The sequence below is a fragment of the Kitasatospora sp. NPDC029367 genome, from assembly GCF_055569135.1.
In genome coordinates, this window is the sequence record NZ_JBVHYH010000067.1 from 23,323 (window position 1) to 43,010 (window position 19,688).

Below are 19,688 nucleotides of genomic sequence, written 5' to 3' on the forward strand. Positions count from 1 at the left end.
TTCGGGGGCCGTGCGGGGCAGGGGCCGCAGTAGGCTGGCGGTTTCGGTGGTCGGTCAGGGGAAGGGGTAGCCGCTGATGCTCCCGGACGAGCCGCGAGGGTCCACGGACCGGTCCCCCGGGGCCGGGCAGCCCGACTGCTACCGGCACCCGGGGACGGCCACCGGGATCTCCTGCACCCGCTGCGAACGGCCGATCTGTCCGCAGTGCATGGTGGCCGCCGCGGTGGGCTTCCAGTGCCCCGAGTGCGCCGGTCAGGGGCACGCCGGGGCGCGACGGGCCACCACCCGCTTCGGCGGGGTGCCGGCCCTGGACGGCGGGCTGGTGACCCGGACGCTGGTCGGGATCAACCTGGTGGTCTGGGTGCTGGCCGCGTACGTCCTCAACCCGCGCCTGGGCGAGGTCTGGTCGCTTGCCAGCGCCGGCCGGTCGTACCCCGGGGGGCCGTACGGCGTCGCCGACGGCCCGGACCAGTGGTACCGGCTGCTGACCGCCACCTTCCTGCACCTGGAGTGGTGGCACATCGGGCTGAACATGCTGGTGCTGCTGTGGCTCGGCCCGCCGCTGGAGGAGGCGCTCGGGCGGCTGCGCTTCCTGGCCCTCTACCTGCTAGCCGGGCTGGGCGGCAGCACCTTCGCCTTCCTGGTGGCGGGGGACCGGATGAACTCGGTGGGGGCCTCCGGGGCGATCTTCGGCCTGATCTCCGCCACGATCCTGATGCAGCTGCGGGACCGGGGCCCGGTCGCCCCGGCGGTGGCCTTCCTGGTCTTCAACCTGGTGGTGACCTTCGCCCGCCCGAACATCGACTGGCGGGCGCACATCGGCGGCCTGGTGTTCGGCGGCCTGGTCGCCTTCGGCCTGATGTACGCCCCGCGTGAGCGGCGCGCCCTGGTCCAGTGGCTGACGCTGGGCGGCGCGGTGGCGCTGGAGGCGGCGCTGCTGTTGACCGGGATGGCCTGGTACGGGGCGTGACTCCCCGTACGTTTGTCCACAGCGGGTGCGGAGTTCTGCACAGGCTGTGCGGCGGGCGGGCTGTGGACTGCTGTTCTACGCGTGTCCTGCTGTGCGGTTCGCACGCGCCCCGGGAGTTGTGCACAGCTGTGGACGGTGTCGCGGCACGGAGTTATCCACAGGCGGTGGGGACTTTTCCCCAGTGTGGATAACCATGTGGATAAGCCTGACGGTCCGATGGTGGGACCGTCGGATGATGGGCGGGCGGACGGCACCGCGACCGGTCGCGGGCACACCGAACCGCCGCTCCGGGACCGTGGTCCGAAGCGGCGGGGAGGACTCGGGACCGAGCCTCAGGACGCGCGGAGCGTCACTTCCACTGGGTGGAGACGCCGAAGCCGGCCGCGATGAACCCGAAGCCGACCAGGATGTTCCAGTTCCGCCAGCTCTCCACCGGGTAGCTGCCGCTGGTCACGTAGTAGGTGACGATCCACACCAGGCCGATCAGGAACAGTGCCAGCATCAGCGGTGCGACCCAACTACGGCCCGAACTGATCTTCACCGCGGTCGTCGCCGGCGGGGTGTAGTCGGACTTCTTGCGGAGTCGAGACTTCGGCACGAGGAGCTCTCCTGTCGATGCGCTGTGAGACCGCGCAGGGGTGCAGCGGGCGAGACGCCGACGGACGGTCGAGGAGAGCGCTCTGGGACCACTCCCACGCCTGCCACCGGCGTCCGTTAGCGTAGTGGTTCGGCGGGTCTCAAGGAGATAAGGGTACGGTGACTAATTTGTCGATTCCCCCCGGGAAGGCCGTCACCCCCCGTTCCGGTATCCGAATTGTCGGACGTGCCCTGACCTGCACCGTGTTCGCGCTCGCCGGTCTGCTCTTCTACATCAGCGCGCAGACCGCCCGCGGCACCGACCTGCGGACCGACAACTCGCTGCTGAGCCTCGGCGACGTGATCCGCCAGCGCAGCGCGCAGAACCAGCAGGCGCAGTCCCAGCTGGCCGACCTCCAGTCCCGGGCGCAGGAGCTCACCGAGCAGCAGGGCCACGACCCCGCCGACTCGGCCCGGCTGGACGGCCTGCGGCTCGGCGCCGCCCTGGAGCCGCTCCAGGGCGGCGGGTTGACCGTCACCCTCAACGACGCCCCGCCGAACGCCACCGCGCGCATCCCCGGGGTCCCGGAGCCCGGCGTCAACGACCTGGTCATCCACCAGCAGGACATCCAGGCCGTGGTCAACGCGCTGTGGCGGGGCGGCGCGGCCGGCGTCCAGGTGATGGACCAGCGGCTGATCTCCACCAGTGCCGTCCGCTGCGTCGGCAACACCCTGCTGCTCCAGGGCCGGGTCTACTCCCCGCCGTACGTGGTCAAGGCGGTGGGCAGGACCGACGCCCTGCGCTCGGCCGTCGAGGGGGACCCGACGATCCGCAACTACCTGCAGTACGTCCAGGCGTACGGCCTGGGCTGGAAGGTCCAGGACAGCGGGGACCTCACGCTGCCCGGGTACTCCGGCACGACCGAGCTCCGGTCGGCGGGCGGCCAGCCGTAGCCCGGCGGCGGGGCAGTGCCGGACCGGCCTCACGGCCGTGGATCCCGGGTCTACTCTTGATCCCAGTCCGCTACCTAGAGGGAGCACCATGTACGGCTGGATCTGGCGCCATCTGCCGGGGAACACCCTGGTCCGGGCCGTCATCTCGCTGCTCCTGATCCTGGGGATCGTCTACCTCCTCTTCACCTACGTCTTCCCGTGGGCGGAACCGCTGCTCCCCTTCGGCGACGTCACAGTGGACGGCGGCGACGGCGCCCCGGCCGGCTGACCCGTCGGGCCCGGAACTTCCCCCCAGCACCGCACCCCACGGAGACCACGCGCGCATGACCACCCAGTCGACCCCGCCCCGCATCCTGGTCGTGGACAACTACGACAGCTTCGTGTTCAACCTGGTCCAGTACCTGTACCAGCTCGGCGCCACCTGCGAGGTGGTGCGCAACGACGAGGTGACCGTCGAGCACGCCGTCCGCCGGGCGGGGGAGGAGGGCTTCGACGGGGTGCTGCTCTCCCCCGGCCCCGGGGCGCCCGAGGAGGCCGGGGTCTGCATCGCGATGGTGCACCACTGCGCGGCGATCGGGCTGCCGGTGTTCGGCGTGTGCCTGGGCCTCCAGTCGATCGCGGTGGCGTACGGCGCGGTGGTCGGCCGGGCGCCCGAACTGCTGCACGGCAAGACCTCGCCGGTCGAGCACGAGGACGGCGGGGTGTTCGAAGGCCTGCCCTCGCCGCTGACCGCGACCCGCTACCACTCGCTGGCTGTCGACCCGGCCACCGTGCCGGACGAGCTGGTGGTCACCGCCCGGACCGGCAGCGGCGTGATCATGGGCCTGCGCCACCGCGAACTGCCGGTCGAGGGCGTGCAGTTCCACCCCGAGTCGGTGCTGACCGAGGGCGGGCACCGGATGCTCGCCAACTGGCTGGCGGAGTGCGGCTTCCCGCAGGCCGTGGACCGGTCGGCCGGGCTCGCCCCGGTGATCGGCCGGGGCTGAGCGGCGTGACCGCGGTACGCCCGGAGGGGCGTTACCAGCCGGAGCCGGGCCCGTACGGCGGCCCGCCGCAGTACGCCGGCGGCCCGTACCAGGGCGCGGAGCCCGGTGCCCCCCAGTACGGCGCCCCGCAGTACGGCGAGGCGGCGCAGGCCCGGCCGTACCCCGGGGAGCAGGCCGCCCAGGCCGCGCCCGAGGACGGCTGGGGCGTCTACGAGCAGGCCGAGCGGCCGGTGGAGGGCGGGCCCGAGTACCCGTGGCTGCCCGACCAGACCCTCCAACTGCGACTGCCCGTCGAGGACGGGGAGCCGGCGGCCGAGCCCGTCGCGCCCACCGGCGGCCGGGCCGAGCGTCGTCGGGCCGCCCAGGGCCGGACCGCCGTCCGTACCGGCGGTGGCCGGCGCCGGGCCAAGGGCCGGGCGGCCGGGGGGCCCCGCCCCAAGGAGTCCGCGGTCGTGGTGGCCGCCCGCCTGGTCGGCGAACTGTGCATCACCCTCGGCGTGGTGATGCTGCTGTTCGTCGCCTACCAGCTCTGGTGGACCAACGTGCAGGCCGACGCGGCCGCCAGCAGCGCCCGGGACCAGCTGGAGCAGCAGTTCGACGCCCAGCCGTCCGGTCCGGGGCAGCCCGCCGCCGACCCGAACAAGCCCGAGGCGTTCGCGCCCGGCAAGGGCTTCGCCATCATCTACCTGCCCAAGCTGGGGTTGAAGTTCCCGATCGCCGAGGGCACCGACAAGGCGGCGGTGCTCGACAAGGGCCTGGTCGGCCACTACCCCGGCACCGCGATGCCGGGCGACCAGGCGGGCAACTTCGCGCTGGCCGCGCACCGCAACACCCACGGCGAGCCGTTCCGGTACATCAACGAGCTGGGCAAGGGCGACAAGGTCGTGGTGGAGACCGCCACCGGGTACTACACCTACGAGATCACCGGGGGGATCCCGCAGACCTCCCCCAGCAACGTGAGCGTGATCAAGCCGGTGCCGAACGGCTCCGGGTACGCCGGGCCCGGCCGCTACATCACGCTGACCACCTGCACTCCGGAGTTCACCTCCAAGTTCCGGCTCATCGTCTTTGGCAAGATGATCGAGGAGCGGCCGCGCAGCCAGGGCAAGCCGGCCGCGATCACGGGTGGGTAGTCGCCCGCCGACCGGCTCCGGAGGGGGAACACCACAGATGCAGGACGACGGGACCGCGGGGTCGGCCGGTACGACCGGTGCGGCCGAGGAGGCCTTCCCCCCGCCCGGACGGGAGGGCCGGCGGGGCCGCGGCCGGGCACTGGCCGCGCTCGGGGTGTTCGGCGAACTGCTGATCACCGTGGGCCTGGTGCTCGGCCTGTTCGTGGCCTACTCGCTCTGGTGGACCAACGTGCAGGCGGACGCCTCCGCCGCGCACGCCGCGGACCGGCTGCGCGGCTCCTGGTCGGCCGGTCCGACCGCCGGCCCCCCGGGCGGGAGCGGCGCGGCGCCCGCGCCCGCCGCGGTCCCCGCGTTCGGGGACGACGTGGGCTTCCTGCACGTCCCGGCGATGGGCCGGGGCTTCCAGGTGCTGATCCGGATGGGCACCTCCACCGCCGTGCTGGACGAGGGCGTGGCGGGCGTCTACGAGCAGCCCTACCGGTCCGCGATGCCCTGGGACCAGACGGGCAACTTCGCGCTGGCCGCCCACCGGGACGGGCACGGCGCCAAGTTCCACGAACTGGACGCCGTCCACCGGGGGGACGCGGTCGTGGTGGAGACCAGGGACAAGTGGTACGTCTACAAGGTCGACAACACCCTGCCGGAGACCTCCAAGTACGACACCGGCATCGTCGCGCCCGTCCCGGTGAGCTCCGGGTACACCGGCCCCGGCCGGTACATCACCCTGACCACCTGCACGCCGGTGTACACCTCGCGCTACCGGATGGCCGTCTGGGGGAGCCTGGTGCGGGTGGACGCCATGGACGCCAACCGCACCCCGCCGCCGGAGCTGCGCTGATCATCCCGACGGCCCGGCCGAACGGAACGCCGAACGGGACGCCGGAACAGAACGCCCGAGGGCCCGTCGCGATCTCCGCGACGGGCCCTCGGGCGTTTCACCGGTCCCGCTCCCCGGCGTCAGAACCAGGGGAAGAAGGGCGGCTTAGTTGGTGCCCCCTTTGCCGGGGGGTGTGGTGTTGGGGTCCCCCCCTTTGGTCGGATCGGCCGGCCGGGTGATCAGCTGGACCTGGGTGTTCGGGTCCACCTGGGTGCCGGCGCCCGGGTTGCTCTGCACCACGACCGCGTTCGGGTCCTGCGGACCGGCGATCACGGTGTAGGTCAGGCCGAGCTTCGCCAGCTTGTCGCCGGCGTCCGACAGCTTGACGTTCTGCAGCGGCGGGATCTGGGGCTTGTCCGGCGCCTTGTAGATCGTCAGGGTGATCTTCGTGCCGGCCGGGACCTTGGTGTTGGGCGCGACCGACTGCTGGGCCACGAGGTTGGCCTTGGTCGGGTCGTTGGTCGTCGTGGTCTTCGAGGCGTCGACCTGGAAGCCGGCGGCCTGCAGCGTGTTCTGCGCGTCGTCCTTCTGCGCGCCGACCACGTTCGGGACGGTCTGCTTGGTCTTGCCCTGGGAGATCGTCAGCTTGACCGGGGCGCTCGGGTCGGCGGAGGCGCCGGCCGCCGGGTCCTGGGAGAGCACGGTGTCCTGCGGCGCGGTGTCGTCGTCCTTGTAGTCCGGCGCGGCGACGTTGGTGAAGCCGGCCGCCGTCAGGGCCTGCATCGCCTGGTCCTTGGTCTTGCCGGTCACGGTCGGCATCTGGGCCTTGGCCGGACCGGAGGAGACCTGGACGGTGATGTGGGCATCCTCGGAGACCGAGGTACCCGCCGTCGGGGTCTGGGTGCAGACCTGGTCCTTCTTGACGTTGGTGTCCGGGCAGGCGATCTTGTCGCCCTCGGTCACCACCAGCTTGGAGCCGGCTGCGGCTGCGGCGGTCCTGGCCTCCGCCAGGCTCTTGCCGACCAGGTTCGGCGCCGTGACCTTCGGGGTGTCCTTGGTGCCCTTGTCGCTGAACATGGCCTGGGCCACGAAGAAGGTGCCGACCAGGACCAGCACGGCGGCCACCGCCAGGACGATCCAGGAGGTGTTGCTCTTCTTCTGCCGGTCGTCGCCGCGCCGGCCGCCGCCCTGGCCGTAGCCGTCGTCGTAGCCGTCGCGGCCGCCCGCGCCACCGGCGGAGGTCTGGCCGTAGCCGTCGTCCTGGTAGCCGGAGGCCTGCGGCAGCATGGTGGTCGGGCCGCCGGGCTGCTGCGGCAGCACGTTGGTCTGGCCGTACGGGTCGTGCTGCTGCGGGTAGCCGTTCTGGTCGTAGCCGTACCCGGCGGCGCCCATGCCGTAGGCGGCCTGCTGGGCGGCGGCGACCGGGAGGCCGTCGAGGAAGCGCTCGATGTCGTCGCGCATCTCGTCGGCGCTCTGGTACCGGTAGTCGCGGTCCTTGGCGAGCGCCTTGAGCACGATCGCGTCGATCTCCGGGCGGACCTCGGGGTCGAAGGCCGACGGCGGCTGCGGCTCCTCCCGCACGTGCTGGTAGGCCACCGCGACCGGGGAGTCGCCGACGAACGGCGGCCGGACGGTCAGCAGCTCGTAGAGCAGGCAGCCGGTGGAGTAGAGGTCGGAGCGGGCGTCGACCTGCTCGCCCTTGGCCTGCTCGGGGGAGAGGTACTGGGCGGTGCCGATCACGGCCGAGGTCTGGGTCATGGTCATCCCGGCGTCGCCCATCGCGCGGGCGATGCCGAAGTCCATGACCTTGACGTTGCCCTGCCGGGTCAGCATCACGTTGGCCGGCTTGATGTCGCGGTGCACGATCCCGGCCCGGTGCGAGTACTCCAGGGCCTGGAGGATGCCGATGGTCATCTCCAGCGCCCGCTCGGGCAGCAGCCGGCGGCCGGAGTGCAGCAGCTCGCGCAGCGTGGACCCCTCGACGTACTCCATCACGATGTACGGGATGGAGATGCCGTCGATGTAGTCCTCGCCGGTGTCGTACACGGCGACGATCGCGGGGTGGTTCAGGGACGCCGCCGACTGTGCCTCGCGGCGGAAGCGGGCCTGGAACGACGGATCCCGCGCCATGTCGGCCCGGAGCGTCTTCACTGCGACGGAACGGCCGAGCCGGGTGTCATGGCCGAGGTACACCTCGGCCATGCCGCCGCGTCCGAGGACGCCGCCGAGCTCGTACCTGCCGCCGAGGCGACGAGGCTCTTCCATAGTTCCGACCCTCTCCCTCACCCGCCGGTGAGGTTGTGACGTAGGTGTCCCCGCACGCTCTGGGTGACGCCGCGCGGGCCGAGACCGGTTCTCCGGCCGGGCCGTGCACCGCCTCGCGGGCGGCAACGGGCACACCCGCTGCTGGCGGATACGCTACCGGTCGCACCGCACCGGACCGGAGTCAGCCGTCGGCCGATATCAGACCGGTATCCGGACGGGGGTGCCGATCGTGACTTTCGCCTCACCGCCGCTCTACTTGCCGAGCGCGGCCTGCATCACCGCCTTGGCGATCGGGGCCGCGAGGCGGCCACCGCTGATGCCGTCGCGGTTCTGGGAGCCGTCCTCGACCACCACCGCGACCGCGACCGACTGGCCGTCCGAGGTCTTGGCCCAGGAGGTGAACCAGGCGAACGGCAGGCCGGCGTTGTCCTCGCCGTGCTGGGCGGTGCCGGTCTTGCCGCCGACCTGGAGGCCGGGGATCTTGGCGTTGGTGCCGGTGCCGTTCTCGACCACCGAGACCATCAGGTCCTGCATCTTCTGCGCGGTGGCCGGGCTCATCGCCTGGGAGAACTGCTTCTCGGTGTGCTTGGAGATGGTGGTCAGCGAGGCCGAGCGCTCCTGGTCGACCAGGTACGGCTGCATCAGGCTGCCGTTGTTGGCGATCGCCGCGGAGACCATGGCCATCTGCAGCGGGGTGGCGCGGGTGTCGTGCTGGCCGATCGAGTCCTGGGCGGTGCCGTCCAGGCTGGGGCTGTCCGGGAAGATGCTCTTCTCGGAGCGGACCGGGGTGTCCACCGTGCTGTTGAAGCCGAACTTCTCGGCCTGCGCCCGCATCTTGTCCTTGCCGAGGTCGGCGCCCATCTTGGCGAAGACCGTGTTGCAGGACTGGTCCATCCCGGACTCGACGGTGGCGTTCTCGCAGCGCTCGTTGGGGCTCTCGTTCTTGAGCACCGTCTGGGTGCCGGGCAGGGTGTACGGGTCCGGCGTCCTGGTGGCGTCGTTGACGCCCTGGTAGAGGCCGTTCTCGAACGCGGCGGTGGCGGTGACCAGCTTGAAGGTCGAGCCGGGCGGGTAGGTCTCGCGCAGCGCCCGGTTGAGCATCGGCTTGTTCGGGTCCGCGTTGAGGTCCTGCCAGGCCTTGGTGTCGCCGCTCTCGCCACCGGCGAAGGTGCTCGGGTCGTAGGACGGGGTGGAGACCAGGGCCAGGATCGCACCGGTCTTCGGGTCGAGCGCGACCACCGCGCCCTTCTTGTCGCCCAGGCCGTCGAAGGCGGCCTTCTGCACCTTGGCGTTGATCGTCGTGACGACGTCGCCGCCGCGCTTCTGCTCGCCGGTCAGCATGTCCAGGGTGTTGCGGAAGAACAGCCGGTCGTCGGTGCCCGAGAGGATGCCGTCCTCCAGGTTCTCCAGCCCGCTGGAGCCGTAGGCCTGCGAGGAGTAGCCGGTGACCGGCGCGTACATCGCGCCGTCCTTCCAGGAGCGCTTGTACTTGTAGCGCAGGCCGTTGACGAAGTCGGAGTTGGTGACCGGCTGGCCGCTGACGATGATGTTGCCGCGCGGGTGGGCGTAGCGGTCGTACAGCTGGCGCTTGTTGTTCTTGTCGGAGGCCAGTGCGTCGGCCTGGACGCCCTGCACCCAGTTGGTGCGCACCATCAGTGCCAGGATCAGCACCAGGCAGAAGATCGAGACCCGTCGGATCGGCTTGTTCATCGGGCGGGTCCTCCCTGGCCCTCGGGGACCGGGGCCGGTTCGACCCCGGGACGGCGGGCGCTGTCGCTGATCTTGAGCAGGATCGCGACCAGCGCCCAGTTGGCGACCACGGACGAACCGCCCTGCGCGAGGAACGGCATGGTCATACCGGTCAGCGGGATCAGTCCGGTGACCCCGCCGGCCACCACGAACACCTGCAGCGCCATCGCCGAGGCCAGCCCGACGGCGAACAGCTTGCCGAAGGGGTCGCGGGCGGCGAGGGCGGTGCGCAGGCCGCGCTGCACCAGCAGGGCGTACAGCAGGAAGATCGCCATCAGGCCGGTCAGTCCGAGCTCCTCGCCGAAGGAGCCCAGGATGAAGTCGCTCTTGGCGGCGAAGTTGATCAGCCAGGAGCGGCCCTGGCCGAGGCCGGAGCCGGTCACCCCGCCGGAGCCGAGCGCCATCAGCGACTGCCCGATCTGCTCGGTGGCGCCCTTGGGCGGGGTCGGCGAGAAGGCGGCCATCGGGTCGAGCCAGGCGTCGATGCGGACCTTGACGTGGCTGGTGGTCATGGCCACCGCGACCGCGCCGCCGACCGACATCAGCAGGCCGAACAGGATCCAGCTGGTCCGCTCGGTGGCGACGTAGAGCATCACCACGAACAGGCCGAAGAACAGGAAGGACGTGCCGAGGTCGTTCTCGAAGACCAGGATCAGCAGGCTGAGCAGCCAGATCACGACGATCGGGCCGAGGTCGCGGCCGCGCGGCAGGTACAGGCCCATGAAGCGGCGGCTGGCCAGCGCCAGGGCGTCCCGCTTGACCATCAGGTAGCCGGCGAAGAACACGGTCAGGACGATCTTGGCGAACTCGCCGGGCTGGATGGAGAAGCTGCCCATCCGGATCCAGATCTTCGCGCCGAAGTCCTCCGCCCGGGCCGGGAAGAAGGCCGGCGCGGCCAGCAGCACCAGCGCCACCACCATCGAGATGTAGGTGTAGCGCTGCAGCACCCGGTGGTCCTTCAGGAAGACCATCACGCCGATGAACAGGGTGACCCCGAGGGCCGACCACATCAGCTGGTTGCGGGCCGCCGGGAAGTTGCCGCTGAGCAGGTGGCCCGCCTTGTCCAGGCGCCAGATCATCACCACGCCCAGCCCGTTCAGCAGGGTGGCGATCGGCAGCATCAGCGGGTCCGCGTACGGCGCGAAGCGGCGCACCAGCAGGTGCGCGACCAGGGCCAGCGAACCCATCCCGAGGCCGTAGCCGAGCATCCCGGCCGGGAGCCGGGAGTCCATCGCCAGGCCCACGTTGGCGTACGCCAGGATCGGCAGCAGCACGGCGAAGACCAGCAGGGCCAGTTCGGTGTTGCGGCGGTTCGGTGCGCCCTGGAGCGAGATGGTGGTGTTGCCGCGGCGTCGCGGCACGACACGCCCGCCCGCCGCCCGGCGTCGGGAGCCGGTGCGGCCGGTTTCGCCGCTCAGGTCGTAGCTGCTCACGTGGTGACCGCTCCCTGACGGCCGGCGGGCCCGTTCCGGGCGGACCTATGTCGGATCACGGACGTCACTGCTTCGGGCAGGCTTCGGCCCGGCTGCGCTCGTCGTCGGACAGGGCGGGTTGCTGGGGCGGCTGGGCCTGCTCGCTCGGGGCGGCCGCCGGGGGGGTGGCGTTCGGCGTCGGGGCGGCGGTGCCGGGGGCGGACGGGGTCGTCGTGGCGGACGGCGCGGCCGCGCCCGGGGAGCGGGGCTTCTCCCGCTCGCCCGGGGTGGTCGGGGTGGCGGCCACGAACGCGGTTTTGGTGGCCGTGGTGCCCTGGGCGCTCTGGGTGCCCTGCGGGGCCGCGGCGTTCGCGGTGGCGGCCTTCTGGCACAGCTTGGCCCAGTCCACGAGGGTGCCCATGGTCTTCTGGGCGTCCGACAGGCTGCCGACCGAGATGGTCCGGCTCACCTGGGCGCGCTGGTCCTGCGGCAGCCACCTCAACGGCGCGTCGCTGCGCGACTCGTGCACCGAGGACAGGCTCAGCCCGGCCAGGTTCTGGTTGACGCCCTGGTAGATGGCGACGTGGTCGCCGTCCTCGCCGATGTAGTACTGGTCCTGGGTCCACTGGTAGCCGAAGTACCCGGCGCCGCCGAGCAGGCCGAGCGTGACCAGGACGGCCAGCGAGACGGTCAGGCCCCGGCGCTTGCGCTTGGGGGGCTGCTCCTCGTCGAACTCCTCGGTGCCGTACACCGAGGGCTCGGCCGGGTAGCCGTAGCCGCCCTCGCCCTCGTAGCCCTCGGCGGGGCCGAAGCCGTTCCCGGCCGCGTCGTAGCCCTCGGCCGGGCCGAAGGCGCCCTGCGGGCCGCGGCCCAGGCCGGCGGCGCGGCCGGCCGGGGTGTCCGCGATCGAGCGGTCGGCGGCGGCCGAGGACGGCGGGGTCTCGGCGACCGCGCCGACGACCACCGGGATGTCGTTGAACTGGCCGCTCATGGTGTCCGTGGCGCCGACGTCGATGACGTCCGCCACGATGCAGGTGATGTTGTCCGGACCGCCGCCGCGCAGCGCGAGCTGGATCAGCTCCTGCACGGTCTGCTCGGGCGAGTAGTAGCTGCCCAGGGTGTCCTGGAGGGTCTGGTGGCTGACCGGGCCGGAGAGCCCGTCCGAGCAGATCAGGTAGCGGTCGCCGGCCCGGACCTCGCGGATCGAGAGGTCCGGCTCGACCTGGCCGCGGCCGTCCAGGGCCCTCATCAGCAGCGAGCGCTGCGGGTGGGTCTCGGCCTCCTCGGGCGTGATCCGGCCCTCGTCGACCAGGCGCTGCACCCAGGTGTGGTCCTGGGTGATCTGCACCAGCGAGCCGTCGCGCAGCAGGTAGGCGCGGGAGTCTCCGACGTGCACCAGGCCCATCCGCTGGCCGGTCCAGAGCATGGCCGTCAGGGTGCAGCCCATGCCCTCCAGCTGCGGGTCCTCCTCGACCATCTGCCGGAGCCGGTCGTTGGCGCCCTGGACGGCGTCGCCCAGCAGGGTCAGCAGGTCCGCGCCCGGCACGTCCTCGTCCAGCCGGACGATCGAGCCGAGCACCTCGGAGGAAGCGACCTCGCCGGCCGCGGCGCCGCCCATGCCGTCGGCCACGGCCAGCAGCCGCGGCCCGGCGTAGCCGGAGTCCTCGTTCCCCTCCCGGATCAGTCCCTTGTGGGAGCCGGCGGCGAAGCGCAGCACCAGGGTCATGCGACCTGTGCCCCCCTCTGGGTCTTGGACGGGATGCTGTCCCTCATGCGCTACTACTTCCGCAGTTCGATGACGGTCCTGCCGATACGGATCGGCGTGCCCGGCTGGAGCGGAGTGGGCGCGGTCAGGCGCTGCCGGTCCAGATAGGTGCCGTTGGTGGAGCCTAGATCCTCGACCGTCCACTGCCCAGTCTGATCCGGATAGATCCTGGCATGCCGGGAGGACGCGTAGTCGTCGTCCAGCACGATGGTCGAGTCGTGCGCGCGGCCCAGCGTGATGGTCTGGCCCTGCAGCGCGACCGTCGTCCCGGCGAGTGAGCCCTGGACGACCACCAGCTGGGTCGGGGCGCCTCGGCGGCGGCCGCCGCCGCCCTGGGTCGGTGCCGCCGGGGCGCTGTTGCCGGGGGCGGGGGCCGCGGGACGTCCGGGTGCCGAGGCGGTCGCCGCGGCGCCGCCGGACGCGGTGGCGGCACCGCCGCCGCGACGGGAGCTGCGGGGGTTCACCTTGGTACCGAACAGGTCGCTGCGGATCACCTGGATCGCGACGATGACGAACAGCCACAGCACGGCCAGGAAGCCCAGCCGCATGACCGTGAGGGTCAGTTCTGACATGGCCGTCCCGCCAGTCGGTGAGCGAGGCGCGCGAACAACTCGGACACTACCCTTCGACCTGCCGGTAGACGATGGTGGTGGAGCCCACGACGATTCGGGAGCCGTCGCGGAGCGTAGCGCGCTGGGTGTGCTGCCCGTCCACCACGATGCCGTTGGTGGAGCCCAGGTCGAGGACCATCGAAGGGGTGCCCGGGCGGATCTCGGCGTGCTTGCGGGAGACCCCGGGGTCGTCGATCCGCACGTCCGCCTCGGTCGAGCGGCCGAGCACGCAGGCCGCGCCGGTGATCTGGTGGCGGGCGCCGTTCACCTCGATCCAGCGGCGGACCGAGGTGCCGTGGCCGGCTCCGGGGAAGGCGCGGACGTTGCCGCCGGCCGGAGGGCCCGGGGGCATCGCGGGGGGCGCGGCCGGTGGCGGGGGCGCGTTGTACTGCCCGGCGCCGCCCTGCTGCCACGGTGCGCCGGGGGCCGGTGCGGCCGGCTGGCGGTCGTAGCCGGGCTGCTGCGGGGCGAACTGCTGGGGCTCCTCGGAGGCCAGGGTGCGGCTGCGCACCCGGTAGAGGCCGGTGTCCAGGTCGTCGGCCTTCTCCAGGTTCACCTGGAGCGGGCCCATGAAGGAGTACCGCTGGGCCTCGGCGTACTCGCGGACCATGCCGGCCAGCTCGGTGCCGAGCTGCCCCGAGTAGGGGCTGAGCCGCTCGTGGTCGTGCGGGCTGAGCTCGACGATGAAGTCGTTCGGCACGACGGTGCGGTCGCGGTTCCAGATGCTCGCGTTGTTGTCGCACTCGCGCTGCAGAGCGCCGGCGATCTCCACGGGCTGGACCTCGGACTTGAACACCTTGGCGAAGGTGCCGTTGACGAGACCCTCCAGCCGCTGCTCGAACTTCTTCATCATCCCCATGGGGCACCCCCTTCCAGGGTTCGTTCGCCTGCCTGCCGACCGGGGCCCGCCGGGGAGGTGTCCTCGGGGGAGTCGGTCGTGCCTACTTGCGGTACTTCCGTACTGATCGTATCCACGCCGGGCCCTTCCGTACGGTTCCCGGACCGCGTGGTGCCGGGGGGTGGGCTCGGACACACAGGGTGACGCATTCCGGGTACGGCACGCCAGGTCTGCCCGTCGGAGCGGTGCACCGCGCTTCGCCCGCCCGTTCGTCGCGCGGCCGTTCGGACGTGGTCGGTCTCCCCGGGAAACGGATTCGGAGCAGCCCCCCAGGTCGTGCTACTGTTTTCCACGTCGGAAGGGCCGCCCGGAAGGGAGCCGGACCGGGGAAACGCGAAGACCACATGGTACCGAGCGGCTCCGCGGAACGGACGGCAGTGAAGACAGCACCCATGCGCGGGTGGCGGAATAGGCAGACGCGCTGGATTCAGGTTCCAGTGCCCGAAAGGGCGTGGGGGTTCAACTCCCCCCTCGCGCACAGCGAAGCCCCGCAGATCTTCGGATCTGCGGGGCTTTTTTGTTGCCCCGGCCCGGCCCGGCCCCGCCCAGGCCGGCCCGCGTTGCCCCGGAGGGCCGGGCCGGCGGACCGTCAGGACTGGCCGGCCGGGAGGTCGGCGCGGACCTCGAAGCCGCCGTCCTGGGTCGGACCGGCGGTGAGGGTGCCGCCCAGCAGCTGGGCCCGCTCGCGCAGCCCGACCAGGCCGTGGCCGCCGCCCGGCAGGGTCTCGGCCGGGCGGACCGGCGGCGCCTCGTTGCGGACCTCGACCCGCAGCCGGCGGCCCTTCGCCCGCACCCGCACGTGCACCACCGCCTCCGGGGCGTACTTGGTGATGTTGGTGAGCGCCTCCTGGACGGTGCGGTAGGCGGCCCGTTCGACCGCCTCCGGCCACGGGCGGTCGCCGGGGTTCAGCTCGGAGTCGGCGGTCAGGCCGCTCTCCGCGATCAGCCGGGGCAGGTCGGCCAGCCGGGGCTGCGGGGCGAGCGGGGCGTCCGGGCGGGGGCCGCCGGTGCTGCGCAGCACCCCGACCATCTGGCGCAGCTCGTCCAGGGTCCGGACGGACAGTTCGCGGATGGTGCGGGCGGTCGTCGCGGCGGCCGGGTCGGTGGTGCTCACCTGGAGCGCGCCGGCCTGGATGCTGATCAGGCTGACCTGGTGCGAGACCACGTCGTGCATCTCCCGGGCCAGCCGGCCGCGCTCGCTGATCAGCACCCGCTCGGCGAGCAGCCGGCTCTCCCGCTCCTGGCCGCGGGTCAGTTCGTCCAGGCGGGCGGCCAGCTCCCGCCGGGTGCGGGAGAGCAGTCCGGTGGCGGCCGGGCCGGCCGAGAGCATCACGGCCTGGATGGCGTCCAGGGCGGAGTTCCGGCTGAGCTCGATCACCGGGTTCGGCAGCGGCCAGTGGAAGAAGTCGACCAGGGTGAACAGGGCCGCGCAGGGAAACAGCACCTCGGCCCTGGGGCGTTCGGTGGCGACCGTGTAGACGGCCGTGATCGGGGCCAGCCAGATCGCCTCCACCCAGGTGCCGGGCATGGTGAGCAGCAGCACCGTCACCGGGAAGCGGCGCCGCCAGAACAGCGCCACGGCGGCCAGCACGGAGAGCGTCACCTGCCACCAGGTGGAGTCCCGGGACACCAGGGCGGCGTCCATCAGGGAGTAGAGGACGGGCAGCAGCACCATCAGCCAGGGGGCGGTGCACCAGGCCGGCAGCCGTCGGGGCGGCAGCTGGTCGGCGGCCGTCATGCCCCGTCGCCGGGCTTGGGCCGCACCAGGCCGGCCCGGTGGGCGAGCACGGCGGCCTGCACCCGGTTGGCGGCGCCGAGCTTGCCGAGGATCGCGCTGATGTGGTCCTTGACCGTGCCGGTGCCGAGGAAGAGCCGGTCGGCGATCTCGGCGTTGGACAGGCCCTCGCCGAGCAGGGCGAGCACGTCCAGCTCGCGGCCGGTCAGGGTGCGGGCCAGCGCGGTGGCCTCGGCGTCCGGGCCGCCGCCGTCCACGTAGCCGCCGATCACGGTGCGGGTGACGGTCGGGGAGAGGATGTTGCCGCCCGCGGCGAGCACCCGGACGGCGTGCACCAGCTGCTCGGGGGCGGTGTCCTTGAGCAGGAAGCCGGTCGCGCCGGCCCGCAGCGCGGTGCCGATGTACTCGTCGGTGTCGAAGGTGGTGAGCATCGCGACGGCCGGCGGGTCGGGCAGGGCGCGCAGCCGGCGCAGTACGGAGATGCCGTCGAGGTCGGGCATCCGGATGTCGAGCAGCACCACGTGCGGGCGCAGGCGCTGGACGTGCTCCTCGGCCTGTCCGCCGGAGCAGTCGCCGACCACCTCCAGGTCGGGGGCGGAACCGACGATCAGGCCGAGGCCGGAGCGGACCAGGATCTCGTCGTCGACGATCAGCACGCGGGTGGTGGTGATGGGGGCCTCCTCGGTTCGGGCGGCCGGGTTCGGTCGGTCCGCGGGGGTCGCTTTTGAGAGTAGGGGTAGCCGGGGCGGGGCGCCGAACCCATGGGGGGTAAGAACCCCCGCCGTTCGGCGGGGGTGTGAATCCGCTACCCGGTTCACGCAATTTTCAGGAATGGTGCGGAACCATGGAGTTGGCTGCCCTTTCTCCGGTCGGCCGCTCGACGCGGGCGGCCGGTGGGCGGGGGTGGCCGGTCAGCCCGTCGGGCCTGTGCCGGCGCTCGGCGCCGGGCCGCGTGCGGATGCGCCCCACCATCTGATCGTTTGGAATTGAGCTGTGTCGTCCACTGTGAAGTCGGAGCCGTCCGCCACCTCTGCCGGGCCCCGGCCCGACGGACCGCTCGACCGCTGGCGCCCGCGGGCCGCGGCAGCCTCGGTCTGGTACCTCAGGCTGCTGGCGCTGCTGAACCTGGCGACCGTGCTGCTGGTGCCCTGGGGGAACCAGGTCAGCGAGCACAACGAGGGCGAGTACTTCACCCCGTACCTGATGACCTCCGGCCTGGCGGCCGCGGTGCTGTCGGTCTTCCTGGCGGTCGCGATGCGGCGGCGCAAGCGGGCCGCGTGGATCTTCAACGCGGCGCTCAGCAGCGTCTTCGCGCTGCTGTACCTGGCGGCCATGGTGCTGCCCGGCGAGCGCTTCAACAAGCACCCGCTCAACTACGTCTCCACGGTGCTGACCTGCCTGTTCGTGCTGGCGCTGCTGATCGGGCGCAAGGAGTTCACCTCCAAGGGCGACCGCTCCAACCCGAAGACCGCGGCGGCCACCTTCGTCGGCGGGCTGTTCTTCGGCGGTGCCGTCGGCGCGCTGCTGGTCTGGATCACCAACCAGCTGAACGGGGCCGGCTGGTGGGACCTCTTCCGCTACTCGGTCGGCCGGATGATCACCATCAACCCGTCCGAGCACCTGCGCTCCGTGATCATGGCCCCGACCTGGGTGAACGCGGCGATCAACGCGATGGGCGCGGTGCTGTTCCTGCTGGTGCTGTACGTGGCCTTCCGCAGCCCGCGCGGCAAGGAGCTGCTCAACCCCGAGGACGAGGCGAAGCTGCGCGGCCTGCTGGACAAGCAGGGCGAGCGGGACTCGCTCGGCTACTTCGCGCTGCGCCGGGACAAGGCGGTGATCTTCTCCCCCAGCGGCAAGGCGGCGGTGACCTACCGGGTGATCGGCGGGGTCTCGCTGGCCTCGGGCGACCCGATCGGCGACCCGGAGGCCTGGCCGGGCGCGATCGAGGCCTGGCTGTCCGAGGCCCGTGAGCACGCCTGGGCGCCCGCCGTGATGGGCGCCTCCGAGGAGGCCGGGGTGATCTACGCCCGGCACGGGCTGGACGCGCTGGAGCTGGGCGACGAGGCGATCGTCGAGCTGGACGAGTTCTCGCTGGACGGCCGGGCGATGCGGGTGGTCCGGCAGGCGTACAACCGGGTCAAGCGGGCCGGGTACACCGTGCGGATCCGCCGGCACGAGGACATCTCCGAGCAGGAGATGGCGCAGCTGGTGTCCAAGGCCGACGAGTGGCGCGACGGGGCGACCGAGCGCGGCTTCTCGATGGCGCTGGGCCGGCTCGGCGACCCCGGCGACGGCCGCTGCGTGATGCTGGAGTGCAGTGACGGGGACGGCGAGCTCAAGGCGTTGCTGAGCTTCGTCCCGTGGGGCCCGGACGGGCTCTCGCTGGATTTGATGCGCCGGGCCCGGGACACCGAGAACGGCCTGATGGAGTTCATGGTCATCGAGCTGCTGCAGCGCGCCGAGGAGGTCGGGCTCAAGCGGGTCTCGCTGAACTTCGCGATGTTCCGCTCGGTCTTCGAGCGCGGTTCCCGGCTCGGTGCCGGTCCGGTGCTGCGGCTGTGGCGCTCCGTCCTCGGCTTCTTCTCGCGCTGGTGGCAGATCGAGTCGCTGTACCGCGCGAATGCCAAGTACCGGCCGATCTGGGAGCCGCGCTACCTGCTGTTCGAGAAGAGCAGCGAGATTCCGCGGATCGGCATCGCGAGCGCGCGCGCCGAGGGCTTCATCGTCGCGCCGAGCCTGCCCGCCCTGTTCCGGCGCCGGCACGCCGGGCCCACCGTGGTGGCGCCCCGGCTGCCGGTGGCGGCCCGGGACGGGAAGGGGTAGCCCTCCGTCGGGGGGCGGAGGGGGGCCGGGGCGGAGAACGCCATCGGTCGTACGGGGGGTCCGGAGGGGGGATCCGTCTCCCTCCTGAGGATGACGTCGATCCCCATCCATGCCGATGTGGATTTGTTAACAGGCTTCTAATGTGGGAGTAGCTGACAAGTCCGGGGATTCGGGAGAAACGGTTGTGATTCACAGAACCCACGCGGGGGGCGTGCGAAAGGGGCCGCTGGCGCTAGCCAGAAAGGCCGCTGTCGCCGAGTGGGGAGCGTTGTACCTGACGGTCCGCGGCGCGGTGGTGCGCAAGAAGTTCGCCGCCTTTCCGCTGGCCACGGCGGCGACGTTTCTGATCCTGCTGTTCAGCATCGTCCAGCACCTGCCGGGCGGTGAGCGGTTCGTCAACCACATCGGGGTGGTGCGGGCCTCGCTGCCGCTGGAGGTCTCGCTGCTGCGGACCCCGCTGTCGCTGTACGTGCCGGCCCTCGACCTGCCGGTGTGGGGAGCACTGGCCCAGGTCTTCGTGGTCTTCGCGATCGCCGAGGTCGTGCTCGGCCGGCGGATGACGCTGGTGGTCGCCTACGCGTGCACCCTGACGGGCACGCTGTTCGCCCGGGTCGGCGTCGCGATGGGGCCGAGCCACCTGTTCGGCTTCCCGAAGTGGGTCGCCTACGTGCGGGACACCGGGCCCTCGGCCGCGGTGGTGGCGCTGGCGATCTGCATCGCGTTCCGCACCCGGGCCTGGTTCACCGCCGCCACGGTGGTGGTGCTGATGGTCGGCGAGGCGGTCGTGCTGCCGAACCTGGCGGGCCTGGAGCACGTGGTCGCGGTGATCACCGCGCTGCTGATCGCCGTCTCGGTCGAGGTCTTCGGGGACTTCTGGCCGCGGGTGCTGGCCGGGGTCGGCGCCGCCACCTCGGTGGCCACCTCGGCCTCCCGGGAGGTCGCGGTGGAGGCCCGGCGCCGTTCGGCGGGGGCGCTCATCCCCTGAGGGACGCTT

General features: G+C 72.0%; 17 protein-coding genes and 1 tRNA gene. 9 read left to right on the forward strand and 9 right to left on the reverse strand.

Annotated features, from left to right (window positions below; all coding sequences use genetic code 11):
• Nucleotides 1–76: 76 nt before the first annotated feature.
• On the forward strand, nt 77–970 hold the full coding sequence (locus ACZ4W5_RS29145; protein ID WP_465657850.1) for a rhomboid family intramembrane serine protease: 894 nt from the start codon (nt 77–79) through the stop codon (nt 968–970).
• Between the two features lie 349 nt (nt 971–1,319).
• On the opposite strand, the gene crgA is transcribed toward ACZ4W5_RS29145, so the two are convergent.
• On the reverse strand, nt 1,320–1,568 hold the full coding sequence (gene crgA, locus ACZ4W5_RS29150; RefSeq protein WP_360242861.1) for a cell division protein CrgA: 249 nt from the start codon (nt 1,566–1,568) through the stop codon (nt 1,320–1,322).
• 173 nt (nt 1,569–1,741) lie between these two features.
• Between crgA and ACZ4W5_RS29155 the strand changes: the two genes are divergently transcribed.
• From ACZ4W5_RS29155 to ACZ4W5_RS29175, 5 genes are all read left to right on the forward strand, one after another.
• Nucleotides 1,742–2,500 carry a DUF881 domain-containing protein gene (locus tag ACZ4W5_RS29155; protein ID WP_465657874.1) on the forward strand — a complete coding sequence of 253 codons (759 nt, stop codon included), beginning with the start codon at nt 1,742–1,744 and terminating at the stop codon, nt 2,498–2,500.
• 88 nt (nt 2,501–2,588) lie between these two features.
• Nucleotides 2,589–2,768 (forward strand): hypothetical protein, encoded by a 180-nt coding sequence (locus tag ACZ4W5_RS29160; protein WP_360242867.1) that lies wholly within the window; start codon nt 2,589–2,591, stop codon nt 2,766–2,768.
• A 55-nt stretch (nt 2,769–2,823) separates the two neighbouring features.
• Entirely contained in the window at nt 2,824–3,486 is a 663-nt protein-coding gene (locus ACZ4W5_RS29165; RefSeq protein WP_360242870.1) for an aminodeoxychorismate/anthranilate synthase component II, read from the forward strand.
• A gap of 5 nt (nt 3,487–3,491) precedes the next feature.
• On the forward strand, nt 3,492–4,619 hold the full coding sequence (locus ACZ4W5_RS29170) for a class E sortase (protein WP_465657853.1): 1,128 nt from the start codon (nt 3,492–3,494) through the stop codon (nt 4,617–4,619).
• 37 nt (nt 4,620–4,656) lie between these two features.
• Nucleotides 4,657–5,457 carry a class E sortase gene (locus ACZ4W5_RS29175; RefSeq protein ID WP_465657855.1) on the forward strand — a complete coding sequence of 267 codons (801 nt, stop codon included), beginning with the start codon at nt 4,657–4,659 and terminating at the stop codon, nt 5,455–5,457.
• A gap of 144 nt (nt 5,458–5,601) precedes the next feature.
• On the opposite strand, the gene pknB is transcribed toward ACZ4W5_RS29175, so the two are convergent.
• From pknB to ACZ4W5_RS29205, 6 genes are all read right to left on the reverse strand, one after another.
• Nucleotides 5,602–7,701, reverse strand: a complete 2,100-nt coding sequence (gene pknB / locus ACZ4W5_RS29180) for a Stk1 family PASTA domain-containing Ser/Thr kinase (RefSeq protein ID WP_360242879.1) — start codon at nt 7,699–7,701, stop codon at nt 5,602–5,604.
• 252 nt (nt 7,702–7,953) lie between these two features.
• The gene (locus ACZ4W5_RS29185; RefSeq protein ID WP_360242882.1) at nt 7,954–9,411 is read right to left on the reverse strand and encodes a peptidoglycan D,D-transpeptidase FtsI family protein; all 1,458 of its coding nucleotides are present in this window, start codon (nt 9,409–9,411) and stop codon (nt 7,954–7,956) included.
• Nucleotides 9,408–10,811 carry an FtsW/RodA/SpoVE family cell cycle protein gene (locus ACZ4W5_RS29190; RefSeq protein ID WP_360242921.1) on the reverse strand — a complete coding sequence of 468 codons (1,404 nt, stop codon included), beginning with the start codon at nt 10,809–10,811 and terminating at the stop codon, nt 9,408–9,410. Before ACZ4W5_RS29190 ends, ACZ4W5_RS29185 begins: the two co-directional genes overlap by 4 nt.
• Nucleotides 10,812–10,947: 136 nt before the next feature.
• On the reverse strand, nt 10,948–12,588 hold the full coding sequence (locus ACZ4W5_RS29195) for a PP2C family protein-serine/threonine phosphatase (protein WP_465657857.1): 1,641 nt from the start codon (nt 12,586–12,588) through the stop codon (nt 10,948–10,950).
• 53 nt (nt 12,589–12,641) lie between these two features.
• Complete coding sequence (locus ACZ4W5_RS29200; RefSeq protein ID WP_465657859.1) at nt 12,642–13,199, reverse strand: FHA domain-containing protein FhaB/FipA; 558 nt, start codon at nt 13,197–13,199, stop codon at nt 12,642–12,644.
• A gap of 46 nt (nt 13,200–13,245) precedes the next feature.
• Nucleotides 13,246–14,097, reverse strand: a complete 852-nt coding sequence (locus tag ACZ4W5_RS29205) for a DUF3662 and FHA domain-containing protein (protein ID WP_360242891.1) — start codon at nt 14,095–14,097, stop codon at nt 13,246–13,248.
• Between the two features lie 433 nt (nt 14,098–14,530).
• On the opposite strand from ACZ4W5_RS29205, the gene ACZ4W5_RS29210 reads away from it, so the two are divergent.
• Nucleotides 14,531–14,614: transfer RNA gene (locus ACZ4W5_RS29210), tRNA-Leu, on the forward strand.
• Between the two features lie 111 nt (nt 14,615–14,725).
• Here the strand turns inward: ACZ4W5_RS29210 and ACZ4W5_RS29215 are convergent.
• Together ACZ4W5_RS29215 and ACZ4W5_RS29220 are read right to left on the reverse strand one after the other, a co-directional pair.
• Complete coding sequence (locus ACZ4W5_RS29215; RefSeq protein ID WP_465657860.1) at nt 14,726–15,874, reverse strand: sensor histidine kinase; 1,149 nt, start codon at nt 15,872–15,874, stop codon at nt 14,726–14,728.
• Nucleotides 15,871–16,521 (reverse strand): response regulator, encoded by a 651-nt coding sequence (locus ACZ4W5_RS29220; protein WP_229928260.1) that lies wholly within the window; start codon nt 16,519–16,521, stop codon nt 15,871–15,873. Before ACZ4W5_RS29220 ends, ACZ4W5_RS29215 begins: the two co-directional genes overlap by 4 nt.
• A gap of 343 nt (nt 16,522–16,864) precedes the next feature.
• Between ACZ4W5_RS29220 and ACZ4W5_RS29225 the strand changes: the two genes are divergently transcribed.
• Together ACZ4W5_RS29225 and ACZ4W5_RS29230 are read left to right on the forward strand one after the other, a co-directional pair.
• Complete coding sequence (locus tag ACZ4W5_RS29225; protein ID WP_465657862.1) at nt 16,865–18,694, forward strand: phosphatidylglycerol lysyltransferase domain-containing protein; 1,830 nt, start codon at nt 16,865–16,867, stop codon at nt 18,692–18,694.
• 268 nt (nt 18,695–18,962) lie between these two features.
• Nucleotides 18,963–19,679, forward strand: coding sequence for a hypothetical protein (locus ACZ4W5_RS29230; RefSeq protein WP_360242900.1), 717 nt, complete (start codon nt 18,963–18,965; stop codon nt 19,677–19,679).
• The last annotated feature ends 9 nt before the right edge of the window (nt 19,680–19,688 follow it).